The 16453-nt window shown below is 67.9% G+C and carries 15 protein-coding genes; 13 read left to right on the top strand and 2 right to left on the bottom strand.

Features of this window, described 5'->3' with window-relative positions; genetic code table 11:
- Window positions 1-75: 75 nt before the first annotated feature.
- From ACN2C7_RS16195 to ACN2C7_RS16160, 8 genes are all read left to right on the top strand, one after another.
- Window positions 76-1368: an SDR family oxidoreductase gene (locus tag ACN2C7_RS16195; protein WP_419318236.1), complete on the top strand. Its 1293-nt coding sequence runs from the start codon at window positions 76-78 to the stop codon at window positions 1366-1368.
- Window positions 1368-1838: a DUF2269 family protein gene (locus ACN2C7_RS16190; RefSeq protein WP_419318234.1), complete on the top strand. Its 471-nt coding sequence runs from the start codon at window positions 1368-1370 to the stop codon at window positions 1836-1838. The genes ACN2C7_RS16195 and ACN2C7_RS16190 overlap by 1 nt, the downstream gene beginning before the upstream one ends.
- A 145-nt stretch (window positions 1839-1983) precedes the next feature.
- The gene (locus tag ACN2C7_RS16185) at window positions 1984-2934 is read left to right on the top strand and encodes a DMT family transporter (protein ID WP_419318232.1); all 951 of its coding nucleotides are present in this window, start codon (window positions 1984-1986) and stop codon (window positions 2932-2934) included.
- Between the two features lie 233 nt (window positions 2935-3167).
- Window positions 3168-3677: a hypothetical protein gene (locus ACN2C7_RS16180; protein WP_419318230.1), complete on the top strand. Its 510-nt coding sequence runs from the start codon at window positions 3168-3170 to the stop codon at window positions 3675-3677.
- Window positions 3678-3913: 236 nt separating this feature from the next.
- Window positions 3914-6178: a phosphoenolpyruvate--protein phosphotransferase gene (ptsP, locus tag ACN2C7_RS16175; protein WP_419318228.1), complete on the top strand. Its 2265-nt coding sequence runs from the start codon at window positions 3914-3916 to the stop codon at window positions 6176-6178.
- Window positions 6179-6333: 155 nt separating this feature from the next.
- The gene (locus ACN2C7_RS16170; protein WP_419318226.1) at window positions 6334-7356 is read left to right on the top strand and encodes a helix-turn-helix domain-containing protein; all 1023 of its coding nucleotides are present in this window, start codon (window positions 6334-6336) and stop codon (window positions 7354-7356) included.
- A gap of 90 nt (window positions 7357-7446) precedes the next feature.
- On the top strand, window positions 7447-8586 hold the full coding sequence (gene ispG, locus ACN2C7_RS16165; RefSeq protein WP_419318224.1) for a flavodoxin-dependent (E)-4-hydroxy-3-methylbut-2-enyl-diphosphate synthase: 1140 nt from the start codon (window positions 7447-7449) through the stop codon (window positions 8584-8586).
- A gap of 147 nt (window positions 8587-8733) precedes the next feature.
- The gene (locus ACN2C7_RS16160; protein ID WP_419318222.1) at window positions 8734-9147 is read left to right on the top strand and encodes a hypothetical protein; all 414 of its coding nucleotides are present in this window, start codon (window positions 8734-8736) and stop codon (window positions 9145-9147) included.
- Between the two features lie 54 nt (window positions 9148-9201).
- Here ACN2C7_RS16160 and ACN2C7_RS16155 read toward each other — a convergent pair whose 3' ends face one another.
- Window positions 9202-10599, bottom strand: coding sequence for a PLP-dependent aminotransferase family protein (locus tag ACN2C7_RS16155; protein ID WP_419318220.1), 1398 nt, complete (start codon window positions 10597-10599; stop codon window positions 9202-9204).
- Window positions 10600-10693: 94 nt separating this feature from the next.
- Here ACN2C7_RS16155 and ACN2C7_RS16150 point away from each other — a divergent pair, with 94 nt between their 5' ends.
- Window positions 10694-11299 carry a LysE family translocator gene (locus tag ACN2C7_RS16150; protein ID WP_419318218.1) on the top strand — a complete coding sequence of 202 codons (606 nt, stop codon included), beginning with the start codon at window positions 10694-10696 and terminating at the stop codon, window positions 11297-11299.
- Window positions 11300-11330: 31 nt separating this feature from the next.
- Window positions 11331-11813: a molybdopterin-dependent oxidoreductase gene (locus ACN2C7_RS16145; RefSeq protein WP_419318216.1), complete on the top strand. Its 483-nt coding sequence runs from the start codon at window positions 11331-11333 to the stop codon at window positions 11811-11813.
- Here ACN2C7_RS16145 and ACN2C7_RS16140 read toward each other — a convergent pair.
- Complete coding sequence (locus tag ACN2C7_RS16140) at window positions 11810-12715, bottom strand: LysR substrate-binding domain-containing protein (protein ID WP_419318214.1); 906 nt, start codon at window positions 12713-12715, stop codon at window positions 11810-11812. The two genes, ACN2C7_RS16145 and ACN2C7_RS16140, sit on opposite strands and share 4 nt — an antisense overlap.
- A 325-nt stretch (window positions 12716-13040) precedes the next feature.
- On the opposite strand from ACN2C7_RS16140, the gene katG reads away from it, so the two are divergent.
- The 3 genes from katG to ACN2C7_RS16125 all read left to right on the top strand — a co-directional run bounded on the left by katG (window position 13041) and on the right by ACN2C7_RS16125 (window position 16381).
- Window positions 13041-15254, top strand: coding sequence for a catalase/peroxidase HPI (gene katG, locus ACN2C7_RS16135; protein WP_419318212.1), 2214 nt, complete (start codon window positions 13041-13043; stop codon window positions 15252-15254).
- A 118-nt stretch (window positions 15255-15372) separates the two neighbouring features.
- Window positions 15373-15840: a transcriptional repressor gene (locus ACN2C7_RS16130; protein ID WP_419318210.1), complete on the top strand. Its 468-nt coding sequence runs from the start codon at window positions 15373-15375 to the stop codon at window positions 15838-15840.
- Between the two features lie 112 nt (window positions 15841-15952).
- Complete coding sequence (locus ACN2C7_RS16125) at window positions 15953-16381, top strand: DUF2141 domain-containing protein (protein WP_419318208.1); 429 nt, start codon at window positions 15953-15955, stop codon at window positions 16379-16381.
- The last annotated feature ends 72 nt before the right edge of the window (window positions 16382-16453 follow it).

Here is a 16453-nt window from a genome sequence, read left to right as displayed (position 1 = left end):
CCAAGGCGCCCTGAACGCGAAGCAGCCTCAACCGTGACGCTTTCCCTCCCACGGGGCAGACGGTAAGCGTCGCTAATGCGCATCGCGGTTATCGGGGCCTATGGGCTCATCGGCTCATATGTCTCCGCCCGGTTGGCGGCTGATGGTCATGCGGTCGTCGGCGTCGGGCGCGACATCGAGGCGGCCCGTCGTCGCCAGCCGGCCTTGGACTGGAGGCGCGCTGACCTTGGCGTTGCCAGCGTCGAGGCGTGGACCAGCCTGCTGGCCAACGTCGATGCCGTCGTCAACTGCGCAGGAGCCTTGCAGGATAGTCCCCGCGACGACCTGAAGGCGGTCCATGTCGAGGGCGTCGGCCGCCTGATTCAAGCCTGCCAATGCGCGGGCGTCCGCCGCATTGTCCACATCTCGGCGGCCGGGGTCGGATCCGAACGGACCACAGCGTTCAACGCGACCAAGCTGAAGTCTGAGGCCCTGCTGGCTCAAAGCGCGCTCGAGTGGATCATCCTTCGCCCCGGCCTCGTATTCGCCCCGGCGGCCTATGGCGGCACGGCCCTGTTGCGCGGCCTGGCCGGGTTCCCCGGCGCCAGCCCCGTGGTTTTCGGCGACAGTCTGGTCCAGACGATCGGGGCTGAGGACCTAGCGGTTGCGGTCGCACTCTGCCTGAAGCCGGAAGCGCCGACGCGCGTCAGCCTGGACCTCGTCCACGGAGAGGCGCTGACCCTGATCGACCTCGTCGGCCGTCTGCGCGGCTGGCTGGGACTGCGGCCCGTGCGGGCGGTCCGTCTGCCGCTCGTTCTGGCCCGCGTGACCGCCACCGCCAGCGACGCCTTGGCCTGGCTGGGGTGGCGCAGCCCAATGCGCACCGTCGCATTGGAGCAACTGCGGATGGGGGTTCGCGGCAGAGCGGAAGACGCAGCGCGCCTGGGATGGGCGCCGCGGTCCTTCGACGCCCTGCTGGCCGCCGCCCCCTCGGGCGTGCAGGAGCGCTGGTTCGCCCGCGCCTATTTCGCCAAGCCCGCCATCCTGAGCTGCCTGTTCGCCTTCTGGCTGCTGTCAGGGCTGATCGGCCTGACGGTTGGTTTGAAGGACGCCATCGCCGTCCTGACCGCTTCTGGGATGGACGCGGGGCTGGCGGCCGGAGCCGTGATCGGAGGCAGTCTGATCGACATCGCCTTGGCCCTGCTGTTGATCTGGCGACCGACCGCCGCCCGCGCCTTGCAGGGCATGCTGCTGGTCACGTGCGGCTATCTGCTTGGTGGCGCCGTGGTGCGCCCCGACCTGTGGCTCGATCCGATGGGGCCGCTGCTCAAGAGCATTCCCGCCGCCTTCCTGGCCCTGGCGGCCCTGACCACGCTGGACGAACGCTGATGGACCCGTACACCCTGCTCAAGGTCGCGCACGTCGCAGGCGCGACGGTGCTGCTCGGCACCGGGGCCGGCATCGCCTTTTTCATGCTGATGGCCCATCGCACGCACGATCCCGCATTGATCGCCCACACCGCCAGGTTCGTGGTCCTGGCCGATACGGTGTTCACGGCTTCGGCGGTGATCCTGCAGCCCATCACCGGTGCGGCCCTGGCCCATATGGCCGGCTATCCGCTGTTCTCGGGATGGATCGGGCTGAGCCTGGTTCTCTATGTGGTGACCGGCCTGTGCTGGCTGCCGGTGGTGTGGATCCAAATCCGCCTGCGAAATCTGGCCGTCCAGGCCGTCGCGACCGGCACGCCCTTGCCAGAGCGCTATTTCCCCCTGTTCCGGCTGTGGTTTGTTCTGGGCTTCCCGGCCTTCGCTGCGGTGCTGGGCATTCTGTGGCTGATGGTGGCCAAGCCCTTCTTTTGAAGCCTTCGATGGACGCCCGCTAAGCGGCAAAGCACTCAGACAAGGGGCCAGGATTGAGAAAGAGCATTCAGGTGCTGAGAGCGTGGGCCCAACACCGAGAGTTTTCCCCAAGCCAGCCGCCGCGTCGGCCTGCTAATTCGCCCGTATGACCGATCCCCGCCGCCTCACCCTCGGCCTGCTGTGCGGCCTGATCGCCGGCGCCTTCTGGGGCGGGGTGTTTCTGGCGCCGTTGCTGCTGGCCGACTTCACGCCGCTGCAGATGACCGCCGGGCGGTATCTGGCCTATGGCCTGGCGTCGCTGGTGTTGCTGGCCCCCACCGCCCTTGCGGTGTTCGGCCGGATGACGGGCCGCGACTGGCGGGACCTGGCCCTGCTGAGCCTGCTGGGCAACCTGATCTACTATGTCGGCCTGGCCGTAGCCGTGCAGAACGCCGGGGTGGCGGCGGCCTCGCTGATCATCGGGCTTTTGCCCGTGACCGTGACCCTGGTCGGCGCCCGGCCGAGCGAGGGCGTGCCACTGCGCCGGCTGGCCGCGCCGCTGGCCCTGCTGGCGGCGGGGGTGGTCTGCATCAATGTCGACGTGTTCAGAAGCGGGGAGGGCGCGCCCGCGCCGCGTCTGATCCTGGGCGTGCTGGGCGCCGTGCTGGCCCTGGCCTGCTGGACGCTCTACGCCGTCTGGAACGCCCGCCGGCTGGCCGCGACGCCGACCTTCAACAGTCACGAGTGGTCGCTGCTGACCGGGGTGGTGACCGGCGCCCTGTCTCTGGTGCTGATCGTCCCGGCCTTCCTCCTCGTCGGGGCGGCGGGGCATGTCTCCAGCGCCTGGACCCTGTTCTGGGGCGTCAGCCTGGCCGTGGCCCTGGGCGCTTCGGTGATCGGCAACGGCCTGTGGAACGCCGCCAGCCGCCTGCTGCCGCTCAGCCTGTCGGGCCAGCTGATCGTGTTCGAGACCCTGTTCGCCCTGCTCTACGGCTTCCTGCACGAAGGCCGTTGGCCGCGTCCGCTGGAGAGCTTGGCGATCGGCTTGATGCTGGTGGGGGTGCTGTGGTCGGTATCGCTGCACCGGCCGGCGGTGGCGGTCGAGCCTGCGCCTTAATGCCTTGTCATCCCGGGCGCAGCGCAGCGGAGACCCGGGACCGCGACAAACTCAGAGCTTCCGGCGGTCCCGGCTCGGCGCGCTTCGCGCTTGGCCGGGATGACAGTTGAAGATGACTGCCACCTGAACAGCACCGTTCAGACCGGGTTCAAGCGCAGGCTCCTAAAACAGACATCAACAGCGCCGCACCGGGCCCTCCGGATCTGGCGACGCTTCTCGAAAGGGGCATTGCCATGAAGATCCTCTCCAAGACCCTGATCGCCGGCGCCATCACCGCCGCCATGATCCTGCCCGCCTCGGGCGCCTTTGCCGGCGAGAAGACCAACAAGGCCATCCTGGGCGCCGTGATCGGCGGCCTGGCCGGCGCGGCCCTGGGTGACGGCGACAAGGGCGCGGTGGCGATCGGCGCCATCGCCGGCGCCGCCATCGGCGCCTCGACAGCCAAGGACAAGGACGACCGTCGCTACAGCAGCGGCTATCGCACCCGCCCGGCCTATAATGGTCACCAGCAAGGCTATGGGCAGCAAGGCTATGGCCAGTCCTATGGCCAGCAATCCTATGGCCAGTCTTACGGCCAGCAGTCTTACGGCCAGCAGTCCTACGGCCAGCAGTCCTACGGCCAGCAGGGCTACCAGAGCCGCGACCAGCGCTACGCCCGCGATAGCCGTGACAACCGCTATGGCCGGGGCGATCGCTACGACGCTCGTTACGACAACCGCTACGCCCACGACGACCGCCGCTAGGCCCCCGACGACCGTCGCCAGGTCCTGATCCCGATCCTGTCGGCGAAGACTTGCGCCGCCTTCCCTTCCGGGCGGGCGGCGCTTTTTCGCGCGTCGCGCGAGACAATCTTTCCGCAAGGTCGCCGCGACCGCTGTCAGGGGCGCGAAATCTGCTATAGCGCGCTAGGGGCCGAAGCGGCGTCTTAACCCATCGGACTTTCAGTCGGGTTAGACCGCTACGGACAGAGGGAGAGCGCATGGCGGCAAGCGGCATCGCCGTTCGAGGACCACGCAGTCTGCTGCGGCAGATTCGCGAGGCCATGGCCGGGGCAGGCCCCGCCCAGGGCAAGCTCGACATGGTGGTGCGCACCATCGCCATCTCGATGGTCGCCGAGGTCTGCTCGATCTATCTGCGCCGCGCCTCCGGCGATCTGGAACTGTTCGCCACTGAAGGCCTGGCCCCCGAAGCCGTCCACGTCACCCGGCTGAAGCCCGGCGAGGGCCTGGTCGGCGAGACCATGCGTCTGGGTCGGCCGCTGAACCTGTCTGACGCCCCCAACCACCCGGCCTTCGCCTACCGGCCCGAAACCGGCGAAGACCCCTATCACGCCTTCATGGCCGTGCCCTTGCTGCGCGGCGGCCGCTCGATCGGCGTTCTGGTGGTCCAGAACCGCACCGAGCGCACCTATGGCGACGAGGAGGTCGAGGACCTCCAGATCATCGCCATGGTCCTGGCCGAGATGGTGTCGTCCAGCGAGCTCCTGGGCATGGCCGAGCTCAAGGACGTCGAGATCGCGCCCCACAAGCCCGAGCGCCTGAAGGGCGCGCGCTTTGCTGAGGGCCTGGCCTATGGCGTGGCCGTGCTGCACGAGCAGCCGGTGGCGCCCGAGCAACTGCTGTCGGACGATTCCGCCGCCGAAGAGATCCGCCTGAAGGTCGCCGTCACCGCCTTGCAGAGCCAGATCGACGAGATGCTGGAGGGGCAGGGTGGCCTGGTCGGCGCGTCGTACGAGGTGCTCGACACCTATCGCCTGTTTGCCCACGACCGCGGCTGGAACCGGGGCCTGGAAGAGGCCGTGCGCTCGGGCCTGACCGCTGAAGCCGCCGTTGAACGTGTCAGGTCAGAGCACCGCGCCCGCCTGGGCCAGGCTCGCGATCCCTATCTGCGCGAGCGGCTGCACGACCTGGAAGACCTCAACGACCGACTTTTGCGCCACCTGTCTGGCGATGTGCACGCCGTGCGCCAGCTGCCTGACGACGCCATCCTGATCGCCCGCAACCTGGGCCCCGCCGACCTGCTGGAATATGACCGCACCAAGCTGAAGGGCATACTGCTCGAGGAAGGCTCGGCCGCCAGCCACGCGGGCATCGTGGCCCGGGCGCTGGATATCCCGTGCGTCGGCCGACTGGCCGGCCTGCGCGACCGGGTCAGCGAGGGCGACCCGGTGGTGGTCGACGCCGAGACCGCCGAGGCCTGGCTTCGCCCGCGTCCTGACGTGGTCAAGTCGCTGCGGGCCCGGATGGAGGTCCGCGCCCAGCGCAAGGCCGAGTTCGCTCGTCTGCGCGACACGCCCGCCTTCACCAAGGATGGGGCCAAGGTCACGCTGCTGATGAACGCGGGCCTCGCCGTCGATCTGGACATCCTGGGAGAGACCGGGGCCGAGGGCATCGGTCTGTTCCGCACCGAGTTCCAGTTCATGGTCGCCGAGGAAATGCCCCGGCTGGAGGCCCAGACGGCGCTCTATGAAAAGGTGCTGGAAGCCGCCAACGGCATGCCGGTGACCTTCCGGACGCTCGATCTCGGCGGTGACAAGCTGCTGCCGTACATGGAGATGGAGCGCGAGGACAATCCGGCCCTGGGCTGGCGCGCCATCCGCATGGGGCTGGACCGTCCGGCGCTGCTGCGCATGCAGATCCGGGCGTTGATCAAGGCCGCCGCCGGCCGGTCGCTGAGGATCATGTTCCCGCTGGTGGCCAATGTGGACGAGTTCCGCGCCGCCCGCGCCTTCGTCGATCAGGAAGTGGCCTGGGCCCTGAAGCGCGGTCGCCCGGCGCCGGCGCGTCTGGACGTCGGGGCGATGATCGAGGCGCCCTCGCTGCTTTGGCATCTGGACGCACTGTTGCCGATGACCGACTTCGTTTCGGTCGGCACCAATGATCTGATGCAGTATCTGTTCGCCGCCGACCGGGGCAATCCGAAGATGGCCGATCGCTATGATCCGCTGTCGCCGGCGGCCCTGCGCGCTCTGAAGACCATCCAGCAGGCGTGCGAGGACACAGGCACGCCGGTGTCGGTCTGTGGCGAGATGGCGGGGCGGCCGCTGGAAGCCTTCGCCCTGGTGGCCTTGGGCTTTGACCGTTTGTCGATGCCGCCGGCCGGCATCGGCCCGGTCAAGCAGATGGTGCTGTCGTGCGATCGCGAGGCGGCCAGACGAAACGTCGAGGCCCTGCTGAAGACCTCGGCCGGATCGCTCCGGGGGGAGATCGAAACCTTGGCGCGCAAACTCTATGTCGCCATCTGACGGGATGGGCGATTAACCAAGCTTCGCTGTTTAGTGTATTGAATCCCGTAGCTTAGTTTGATATCCACAAAGAACTGTTAAGAACTTCGTGTAATGCGAAGTGGGGTGAGCGTGGCGTTCGTGCGCGACGCGATTTTTGGGGTGATATTGCCGCAATGGCGCTGGACACGGGCAGTGTAAGGCACTTGCATCTGAACTCCGACGCCGAGCCCGACGAGGGCTTCGCCGTCGTGGGACAGCCGTCGGTCGACGAGGGCGTCGACATCGGCGCCGCTCTGCGCGCCGCCCGGACTTTTCGCGGCCTGACCACCCAGGACGTGGCCGACTCCACCCGCATCCGCCAGAGCTATATTGACGCTCTCGAAGACCTGCGGCTGGAAGATCTGCCTTCGCGCCCGTTCACCATCGGCTATGTCCGCGCCTATGCCCAGCTGCTGGGTCTGGACGGCGAGGCTGCCGTGCTGCGCTTCAAGAACGACATGCCCGACGACGGCGGCGAACTGCGCGCGCCGGTCGGCGTGCGCCATGAGCGCGATCCCCGCCTGGCCCTGGTGCTGATCGTTGGCCTGCTGATGGTCGGCGCCATTCTGCTGTGGAACGTGGCGCAGCGCGCCATGGACAAGGACGCGCCCTCCGCCCAGGTCGCGGCCAACACCGCCGCACCGCACTCGGCCTCGGCGCCGGCCGGTTCTGCCGTGTCGCTGGGCGCGCCCCTGCCGGCCCCGGTCGAGTCGACCACACCCGAGCCCTACAAGACCCCCGGTCTCGACGACGCCGCCGCCAATGGCGGTTCAGCCGATGCGGCCAACGCCGCCTCCAAGGCCCGCGCTACCGCCCTCGCGGCGGGCGAGGGCGAGATCGACGCCGCCCATGTCGCCGCCCTGGGCTCGACCTTCAAGCCGCGTGGCGTGATCCACGGCGCGGCCGCCGCCGACGGCTCCGGTGTCGTTCTGCTGGCCCGCAAGGCCGCCACCCTGGTGGTGCGCGGCGGTGACGGCTCGGTGTATTTCGCCCGCCAGCTCAATGCCGGCGAAGCCTTCCGCGCCCCGCGCACGGCAGGCCTGACGGCCGACGTCTCCGACCCCAGCAATTTCGACGTCTATTCCGGCGGCGTGTTGACGGGTCGCCTGACCGCGTCAACCACGGCGCTGGGCAAACTGGCCAAGCCGGCAGCCTGACTCCAGTCCCGATCTTCGGACCGCCGGGCGGAGCGATGAAATAGAGAACTCATCCTTGGGTTCCGCTCGCAAAAGCCCTAGATTGTCTCCATGGCCGCAGACCACACCCACCTTCGTCCCTGGCGCTCGATCCAGCGTCGCGTGTCGCGCAAGATCCGCGTCGGCAATGTCGAGGTGGGGGGCGATGCGCCCATCACCGTCCAGTCGATGACCAACACCCTGACCAGCGACGCCGCCGCGACGCTGGAGCAGATCCGTCAGCTGGAAGAAGCCGGCGCCGACATCGTCCGCGTCAGCTGCCCCGACACTGACAGCACGGCGGCCTTCAAGACCATCGCCCGCGAGTCGCGCGTGCCGCTGGTGGCCGACATCCATTTTCACTACAAGCGCGGCATCGAGGCCGCCCAGGCCGGCGCGGCCTGCCTGCGGATCAATCCGGGCAATATCGGCAGCGCCGAACGCGTGCGCGACGTGATCCAGGCGGCCCGCGACCACGGCTGCTCGATGCGTATCGGCGTCAATGCCGGCTCTCTGGAGCGAGAACTGCTGGAAAAATACGGCGAGCCGTGCCCCGACGCCATGGTCGAGAGCGCCCTCAACCACGCTCGTATCCTGCAGGACCACGACTTCCACGAGTTCAAGATTTCGGTGAAGGCGTCCGATCCGTTCATGACGGTGGCGGCCTATCACCAGCTAGCCGAGCGGATCGACTGCCCGCTGCACCTAGGCGTCACCGAGGCCGGGGCCCTGCGAACCGGCACGGTGAAATCTTCGATCGGCATCGGCGCGATGCTGTGGGCCGGCATCGGCGACACCATCCGCGTGTCTCTGGCCGCCGATCCCGTCGAGGAGATCAAGGTCGGCTTCGACATCCTCAAATCGCTGGGCCTGCGCCACCGGGGCGTCAACATCATCGCCTGCCCGTCCTGCGCCCGTCAGGGCTTCAATGTCATCAAGACGGTGGAGGCCCTGGAAGAGCGCCTGGCCCACATCAGCCAGCCGATGTCGCTGTCGATCATCGGCTGCGTGGTCAACGGCCCGGGCGAGGCCCTGATGACCGATCTGGGCTTCACCGGCGGCGGCGCCGGCTCGGGCATGGTCTACATGGCCGGCAAGCCCGATCACAAACAGTCCAACGACGGCATGATCGAGCACATCGTCGAACTGGTCGAAAAGCGCGCGGCCGAACTGAAGGCGGCCGCCGACGCCGAGGCGATCGCGGCGGAGTAGGGCCAGGGTCGACGCCAGGGACCGCAGAGTCCATTTCTACCGAAGGTGGCGAGACTGTTGACATTGCCTAATTCAGGTTGAGTATGCCCCGAAGAACTATCGGTATTGCGCGCCGTTGCGTCTGACGGCGGCCGGGAGGGGGCTGACATGCGTTTTTGGCTTACGGGACTGATGGCGGTTGCGGTTCTCGCAGGGGCCTCAAGCGCGCTCGCAGGCGATGAGGGCAACGAAAAGGGCGAACGCAGCCTGGCCAAGATGGTCGAGGGACGCGTGGCGGGCGAGCCGATCGACTGCCTCGATCCCCGCCGCTCCCTGATGATCGATGTCATCGACAAGACGGCGATCATCATTCGGATGCCGGCTGGCATTGTCTATGTGAACCGTCCGGAGATGGGCGCCGCCGCTCTGGATCACGACTCCATCATCAACCCCCGCACCAACGGCGTGAGGCTATGCCGAGGTGATGCGGTGGCCATGGTCGATCGCGGCGGCAAGGGCTCGGCGGGGTCGCGGGCTTCGGTGAGCCTGGGCCAGTTCGTGCCCTATACAAAAGACAAGTAGGCGGAATGCGGGCGCCCGGCTGGACGGCTCGTCGGTGGTGAAGGTGTTGCCGTACTAGATCACCGCCCGAGACCGCTCGTCGACATCCGCTACGGCTGTGGCCACGATGCGGAGGCCGCGTTCCAGGGCTTCCCGATCCTGCGTCGCGCCCAGGCACACGCGTACGCCGGTCGTCAGGCCGGGCGTGACCACCGGCGCTGACGGGGGGGTCACTTCCACGCCGCCGCGCAGGGCCCGGCCGGCCAGACGTTCGGCGTCGAGGTCCGACATCGGCAGCCAGACGTGCGGCGCGCTGGCCGACATCGGGGTCTCGATGGCGTCGCCCAGGATCTCGCGAGCCAGGGAGAGGCGGGCGGTCATCTCCGTCAGGATCTCGGCCACGATAGTGTCGGCCGCGCCGTCCTCGATCCACTGGGTGGCGATCAGTCCGCCGAAATTGGGCGGAGCATAGGACAGCGCGCGCACCGTGCGCAGAACGCGGTCCAAGGCATCGCCGGGCGGCACGATCAGGAAGCCGGTGCGCAGGCCGGGCGCCAGCGACTTGGAGACGCCCGAGACGTGGAACGTGCGCTCCGGGGCCAGCACCGCGAAGGGCGGCGGGGCGTCCGGTGCGTAGACCGCATAGATATCGTCCTCGATGATCATCAGGTCGTGCTTGCGGGCCACGGCCACGATCTGGGCGCGGCGGCCGGTGCTCATGATCCGGCCGGTGGGGTTCTGAAGGGTGGGCTGGATAGCCACGGCCCTGAAGGCGCCGGTGGCGGCGGCCTCGTCCAGAACGTCGGGGCGCAGGCCCTGGGCGTCCATGGCCAGGCCCTTGAGCCCATAGCCCATATGCTGGGCCAGCGCCTTGACGCCGTAGAAGGTCGAGGCCTCGCACAGCACGGTATCACCCCACCGCGCCACGGCGCCGAAGGCCAGGGCCAGGGCCTGCTGGGCGCCGGCGGTGCAGACCAGCCGGGTCCAGTCGGCGCCGACCAGACCGCCGCTGCGCTCCAGCCACGCGGCCCCGGCGCGCCGCTGGGCCTCCAGCCCCGCCGGCGGAGCATAGCCCAGGCAGTCGAGGAGGTCGCCGCGCCGGCGCAACCGGGTCAGGGTGTCGCCCAGTCGGCCCTCGGCGGGTCCGCCGGGGGCGATGTTCTGCGAGAGATTGATCAAGCCGCCATCGGTCGTCCTGACAGGCTTTCCCGCCGCCCCGCCGCGCACAAAGCTGCCGCGCCCGACATGGGCCTCGACCAGCCCGGCCTTCTCGGCCTCGACATAGGCGCGGGTGACGGTGCCCAGCCCCAGTCCCAGGCGGTGGGCCAGGTCGCGCTGCGGCGGCAGGCGCGCGCCCGCGGCCAAGGCGCCGGTCTCGATATCGGCGCGCAGGGCGGCCAGCAGGCGCTCATAGATCGGCGCGTCGCCGGCCTCCAGCGACGGGGTCCAGTCCCTCAGGGTTTTCGCAGGCATGCGGGCTCCGATATTGTCATAATGACAATACTCATTTTGACTCATGGATCAATCAGGAACATCTCTGTGACATTCTCGATCATGGAGTCCCAACGTGACCCCCGACCTTCTTCTGGCCTTCGTCCTGTTCGCCTTCGCCACCGCCGGTACGCCCGGTCCCAACAACATGATGCTGCTGGCCTCGGGGGCGAACTTCGGCTTTCGCCGCACGATCCTGCACATCCTGGGGATCAGCGCGGGTCTGGGCGTGATGGTGGTGGCGATGGGGTGGGGCCTGTCGGGCGTGTTCAGGACCTTCCCTATCCTGCACGAGATCCTGAAATGGGTCGGCGCAGCCTATATGCTGTGGCTGGCCTGGAAGATCGCCACGGCGACCGGGATCAATGACAAGAGCGCGACCGGCCAGCCGATGACCTTCCTGGAGGCCGCCGCCTTCCAGTGGCTGAACCCCAAGGCCTGGGCCATGGCCCTGGGCGCCGCCACCACCTACACGCCGGAAGGCAGCGGTAGCCTGACCGTGCTGGTCCTGGCGGGAACCTTCATGCTGGTGGGCGCGCCGTGCAGCGCCGCCTGGGCCGGCTTTGGTCAGGGCATGCGGCGTTTTCTGGACCGGCCGGCGATCCTGCGCGTCTTCAATGTCAGCATGGCCGTGCTGCTGGTGGCCTCGCTCTATCCGCTGATGACCGAGCTGAAGGCGTGACAGACGCGGGGAGGGGCGCCACGCTGCCGGCATGCGCATCCTCCTCGCCGTCACGGCCGCCATCGCCGCCGCCGTCCTCGCTTCGCCGGTCTCGGCGCAGGATCTCAAGGTCACCGTCGCCGGACGAGACACGGTGGTGCTGACGCCCGCCGAGGTAAAGGCTCTGCCGCGCGCCAGGGCGACGATCCAGGTCAAGGGGCAGCCTGTGGTCTATGAGGGCGCGATCCTGCATGGGGCCCTGCTCAAGGCCGGCGTCGTCTCGGGCGAGCGGCTGATGGGGCGGTATCTGAACCAGGTGGTCATCCTGCGGGCCGCCGACGGCTTTTCCAGCATCCTGTCGATCGCCGAGACCGACCCGGTCTATCGCGCCAACCCGGTGATCCTGGCCGATACGGTCAATGGCCAGCCGCTGGACGCCCGCGAAGGACCCTATCGCGTGGTGGTCGACGGCGATCTGCGGCCTTCGCGCTCGCCCCGGGGCGTGCTGGCGGTCGAGGTGAAGGCCGGATTTTAGATCGTCCCGGCCACCGCGCCCCTGGCGAAGCCCCGCAAGCGCTGGGCTATGACCTCGCCCACCGCCTCCACGGCGGGACGACCGGGATAGTTGGCGCGCCAGGCGATCCGCACCGTGCGCCCAGCCTGCTCGGCCAGCGGTCTAAGCACAATCCCCGCATCCTGCGCCGCGCCGGCCGCCAGCCCTGGAATCAGGGTCGTGCCGTAGCCGGCCGCCACCATGTTCAGCAAGGTGGGCAGGCTGGCGGCGCGGAGCGGGCCGCCCAGCGCCCCGTTGCTGCCGCAGGCCGCCAGGGTCTGGTCGCGCAGGCAGTGACCGTCGGCCAGCACCAGAATGTCCTTCGCCAGATCGGTTTCGGTGACGGTGTCCAGCCCTGCCAGTGGGTGATCGGGCGGCAGGGCCGCCAGGAACGGCTCGTCGAACAGCGGCTGGCTCATCAGATCAGGCCCGTCGACCTCGGTGGCCAGCAGAGCCGCGTCCAGCTCGTGGCTGCGCAGCCGTTCAAGCAGGGCGGTGGTCTGATCTTCCCAGGGCTCGAGCTCCAGCGCGGGCAGCGCCTCGCGCAGCGGCGCAAACACCAGCGGCAGCAGGTAGGGCGCCAGGGTCGGGATGATGCCCACCCGAAAGCGTCCCGCCAGGGGGTCGCGCAGCGTTCGCGCCGTGGCCAGGATCGCTTCGGCCGCCGTGACCGCTGTGCGGGCATGGCCGATCAGTTGCAGGCAGGCGGATGTCGGGGCGACCGCCTTGCTGCTGCGCTCGAACAGGGCGACGCCCACAAGCTCCTCCAGCTTCCGGATCTGCACGGAAAGCGTTGGCTGGCTGACGCCGCAGGCCCGTGCGGCCTGACCGAAATGCTCGTGCTCGACCATGGCCAGAAGGTAGCGGAGGTCTCGAAGGTTCACGGTGCAATCCCAGTTTCGATCATAGGCAAAGCCTATCACAACCATTGATTATTGGCGCTTCTCTTTATGGTCAAGATGGGCGAAAACTTTGTCAGGCGATCCGCAGAGAGCGCCCAGAGGGAGTGGCGGCAGGATCCAGACCTCGACTTGAATTTCGGTGCGCCTCACCCGGCGACAGCCTGGCTCCGTCACCCGGCGGGCCACTGTGCGCTGGCCCGTTTCTAGGGCGCGCCTTGCCAGTCAGTGAGCGGGCCTATTTCCGCAGAAATCACGGTCTTCATCGTGCAGGCCAAGTCAGTCACAGCAGCCAAGATCGGAGCCAGTTATGGACGGAAGCGACATCGTTGAACCCACGAGCAAGTGCCCCCTCAATCACGGGGTTCGGTTCCACACCAGTTTCGGGGGGCGGTCGAACCGCGACTGGTGGCCCAACCAGCTGAACCTGAAGATCCTGTCCCAGCACTCGTCGCTGGTCAGCCCCTTCTCGCCGGCGTTCAGCTATGCCGAGCAGGTCGAAAAGCTGGATGTCGAGGCCCTGAAGAAGGATCTGGCGGCGCTGATGACCGACTCGCAGGACTGGTGGCCGGCCGACTATGGCCACTACGGCCCGTTCTTTGTGCGCATGGCCTGGCACAGCGCCGGCACCTATCGCACCGGCGATGGTCGCGGGGGTGCTGGCGCGGGCCAGCAGCGCTTTGCGCCGCTCAACAGCTGGCCTGACAACGGCAACCTCGACAAGGCCCGCCGCCTGATCTGGCCGATCAAGCAGAAGTACGGCAACCAGATCAGCTGGGCTGACCTGATGATCATCGCCGCCGACGTCGGCATGGAGACCATGGGCTTCAAGACCTTCGGCTTCGGCTTTGGCCGGGAAGACACCTGGGAGCCCGAGGAAGACGTCCACTGGGGCGCCGAGGACACCTGGCTGGGCGACGACCGCTACAAGGGCGAGCGCCAGCTGGACAAGCCGCTGGCCGCTGTCCAGATGGGTCTGATCTACGTCAATCCCGAAGGCCCCAACGGCAATCCTGATCCCCTGGCCTCGGCTCACGATATCCGCGAGACCTTCGCCCGCATGGCGATGAACGACGAGGAGACCGTCGCGCTGATCGCCGGTGGCCACACCTTCGGCAAGGCCCATGGCGCGGGCGACGCAGCCCAGGTCGGCCGCGAGCCAGAAGGCGCAAGCATCGTCGAACAGGGCCTGGGCTGGAAGAACAGCTTCGGCAGCGGCAAGGGCGTCCACACCATCACCAGCGGCCTTGAGGGCGCCTGGAAACCCAATCCCATCAAGTGGGACAACGGCTATTTTGACACCCTGTTCGGCCACGAGTGGGAGCTGACCAAGAGCCCGGCCGGAGCCCAGCAGTGGACCCCGAAGGATCCGGCGGCTCGGACCCTGGTGCCCGACGCCCACGATCCCTCCAAGCGTCATGCGCCCATGATGGCGACGACGGACCTGGCGCTCCGGTTCGACCCGATCTACGGGCCGATCTCCAAGCGCTTCCATGAGAACCCGGACCAGTTCCAGGACGCCTTCGCCCGCGCCTGGTTCAAGCTGACCCATCGCGACATGGGCCCCGTCGCCCGCTATCGCGGTCCGTTGGTGCCCAAGGAAGAGCTGATCTGGCAAGATCCCGTTCCGGCCGTGGATCACCCGTTGGTCAATGCGGCCGACATTCGTGACCTGAAGGCCCGCGTCGCGGCTTCGGGCCTGTCGGTCTCGCAACTGGTCGCGACCGCCTGGGCCTCGGCCTCGACCTTCCGCGGTTCGGACAAGCGGGGCGGGGCCAACGGCGCCCGGATCCGGCTGGAGCCGCAGAAGACCTGGGCGGTCAACCAGCCGGCCCAGCTGGCCACGGTGCTGGCGACGCTGGAAGGCATCCAGGCTGCGTTCAACGCCGGCCAGACCGGCGGCAAGAAGGTGTCTCTGGCCGACCTGATCGTGCTGGCGGGCTGCGCGGGCGTTGAACTGGCCGCGAAGGCGGCGGGACACGCGGTCGAGGTCGCCTTCACGCCCGGCCGCACCGACGCCTCCCAGGCCCAGACCGACATCGAGTCGTTCTCGGTGCTCGAGCCCACCGCCGACGGATTCCGTAACTATCTGAAGACGGAATATACCCTGACGGCCGAGGAACTGCTGATCGACCGGGCCCAGCTGCTGACCCTGACGGCGCCCGAAATGACGGTGCTGATCGGTGGCCTGCGCGTGCTGAACGCCAATACCGATCAGTCACCGCATGGCGTCTTCACCGCGCAGCCGGGCGCCCTGACGAACGACTTCTTCGTCAATCTGCTCGACATGCGAACGGTCTGGTCGGCGACCTCGGAAGCAGAGGCCGAGTTTGAAGGCCGCGACCGCACCACGGGAGAGCGTCGCTGGACCGGAACGCGCGTGGATCTGGTCTTCGGCTCCAACTCGCAACTGCGGGCCCTGGCCGAGGTCTATGCCCAGAGCGACTCCAAGGAAAAGTTCGTCAGCGACTTCGTGGCGGCCTGGACCAAGGTGATGAACCTGGATCGCTTCGACCTCGCCTGATCCGCGAGACCACAGGGCTGGACGCGGCTGACCCCAGCCGCGTCCAGACTTCAAGGTCGGGATCAGATCGCGGCGACGCACGACCGCGATCACCCCGGCGCCTTGGGAGGAGGCCCCAATGTCCCATGCCGTGGACGCCGCGTTCCGCGAGGAGCTGCGCAACGCCGGCCTGACTGGCCACGGCGTGCTGCCGCGACTGCTGGCGCTGTTGCGCGCCGCGCCCGAAACCCATCTCACCCTGGCTGAGGTCGCTGACATCGCCGCCGAGTCTGGCCTGGCGGTCACGCTTGCCGATCTGGCCCGTCAGATGGAAGCCCTGGCCGACCACGGCCTGATCAGCCGTCTGCCCACCACCACCGCCGACCTGGTGTTTGACACCGTCGCCGAACCCCATTCGCACCTGTTCTATGAACAGGCCGGCCAGATCATCGACCTGCATGTGTCGTCCGAGACCTTGCTGGCCATGATCCGTCAGGCTCTGGCCGAGCGCCCCGGCGGCGTGGAGGTCCTGGTGCGCTATCGCCGCGATCCTCCGGCCGGGACGAATCCGGAGGCTGAACCGCGGCGTCAGCCAGAGCATCCCTGACGATCAGTCTGTGCCGCCTCAGGCCTTCCATGACTCCGTTGTAATTTGCCTCCTCATGCACTTTGTAAATAAAAGCACTTCATCGAAAACCGATCTGAGGGAGCACTACACCATGAAACGCCTTGCCACCGCCGTCGCCGCCGTCCTTTTCGCCACCACCGCCTTCGCCGCCGCCCAGGCCGGCGAGATCGACCTGACCCTGAACGGCGTGAAGCCCAAGGGCGGCAAGATCCTGGTCACCGTGCAGAGCCGCGACCAATTCATGCAACACGCCCAGACCTCCGGCGCGGTTCTGGACGGCGCCGCCAGCGGCCAACTGAAGGTCAAGCTGCCCGACGTGCCGCCTGGCGACTACGCGGTCTCGGTGCTGCACGACTCTGACAGCAGCTGGAGCATGACCAACGGCGCCGACGGCAAACCGGCCGAGGGCTGGGCGATGTCCAGCGCCTCGCCCCTGAAGGGCCTGCCGGCCTTTGATCAGGTCAAGGTTTCGGTAAACGGCGACGCCGCCATCACCCAGACGATGATGTATCCGAAGTAGTCGTTTTCACGCCGGGGTGACGTCAGGCCGCGCGGGGGGTACAGAGACCGCCCGTTCCCCTCAAAGCACGTG

Origin of the sequence: Caulobacter sp. ErkDOM-E, from assembly GCF_048541895.1 — a bacterium.
GTDB lineage: Bacteria > Pseudomonadota > Alphaproteobacteria > Caulobacterales > Caulobacteraceae > Caulobacter.
This window is presented reverse-complemented; position numbering and strand designations above follow the sequence as displayed.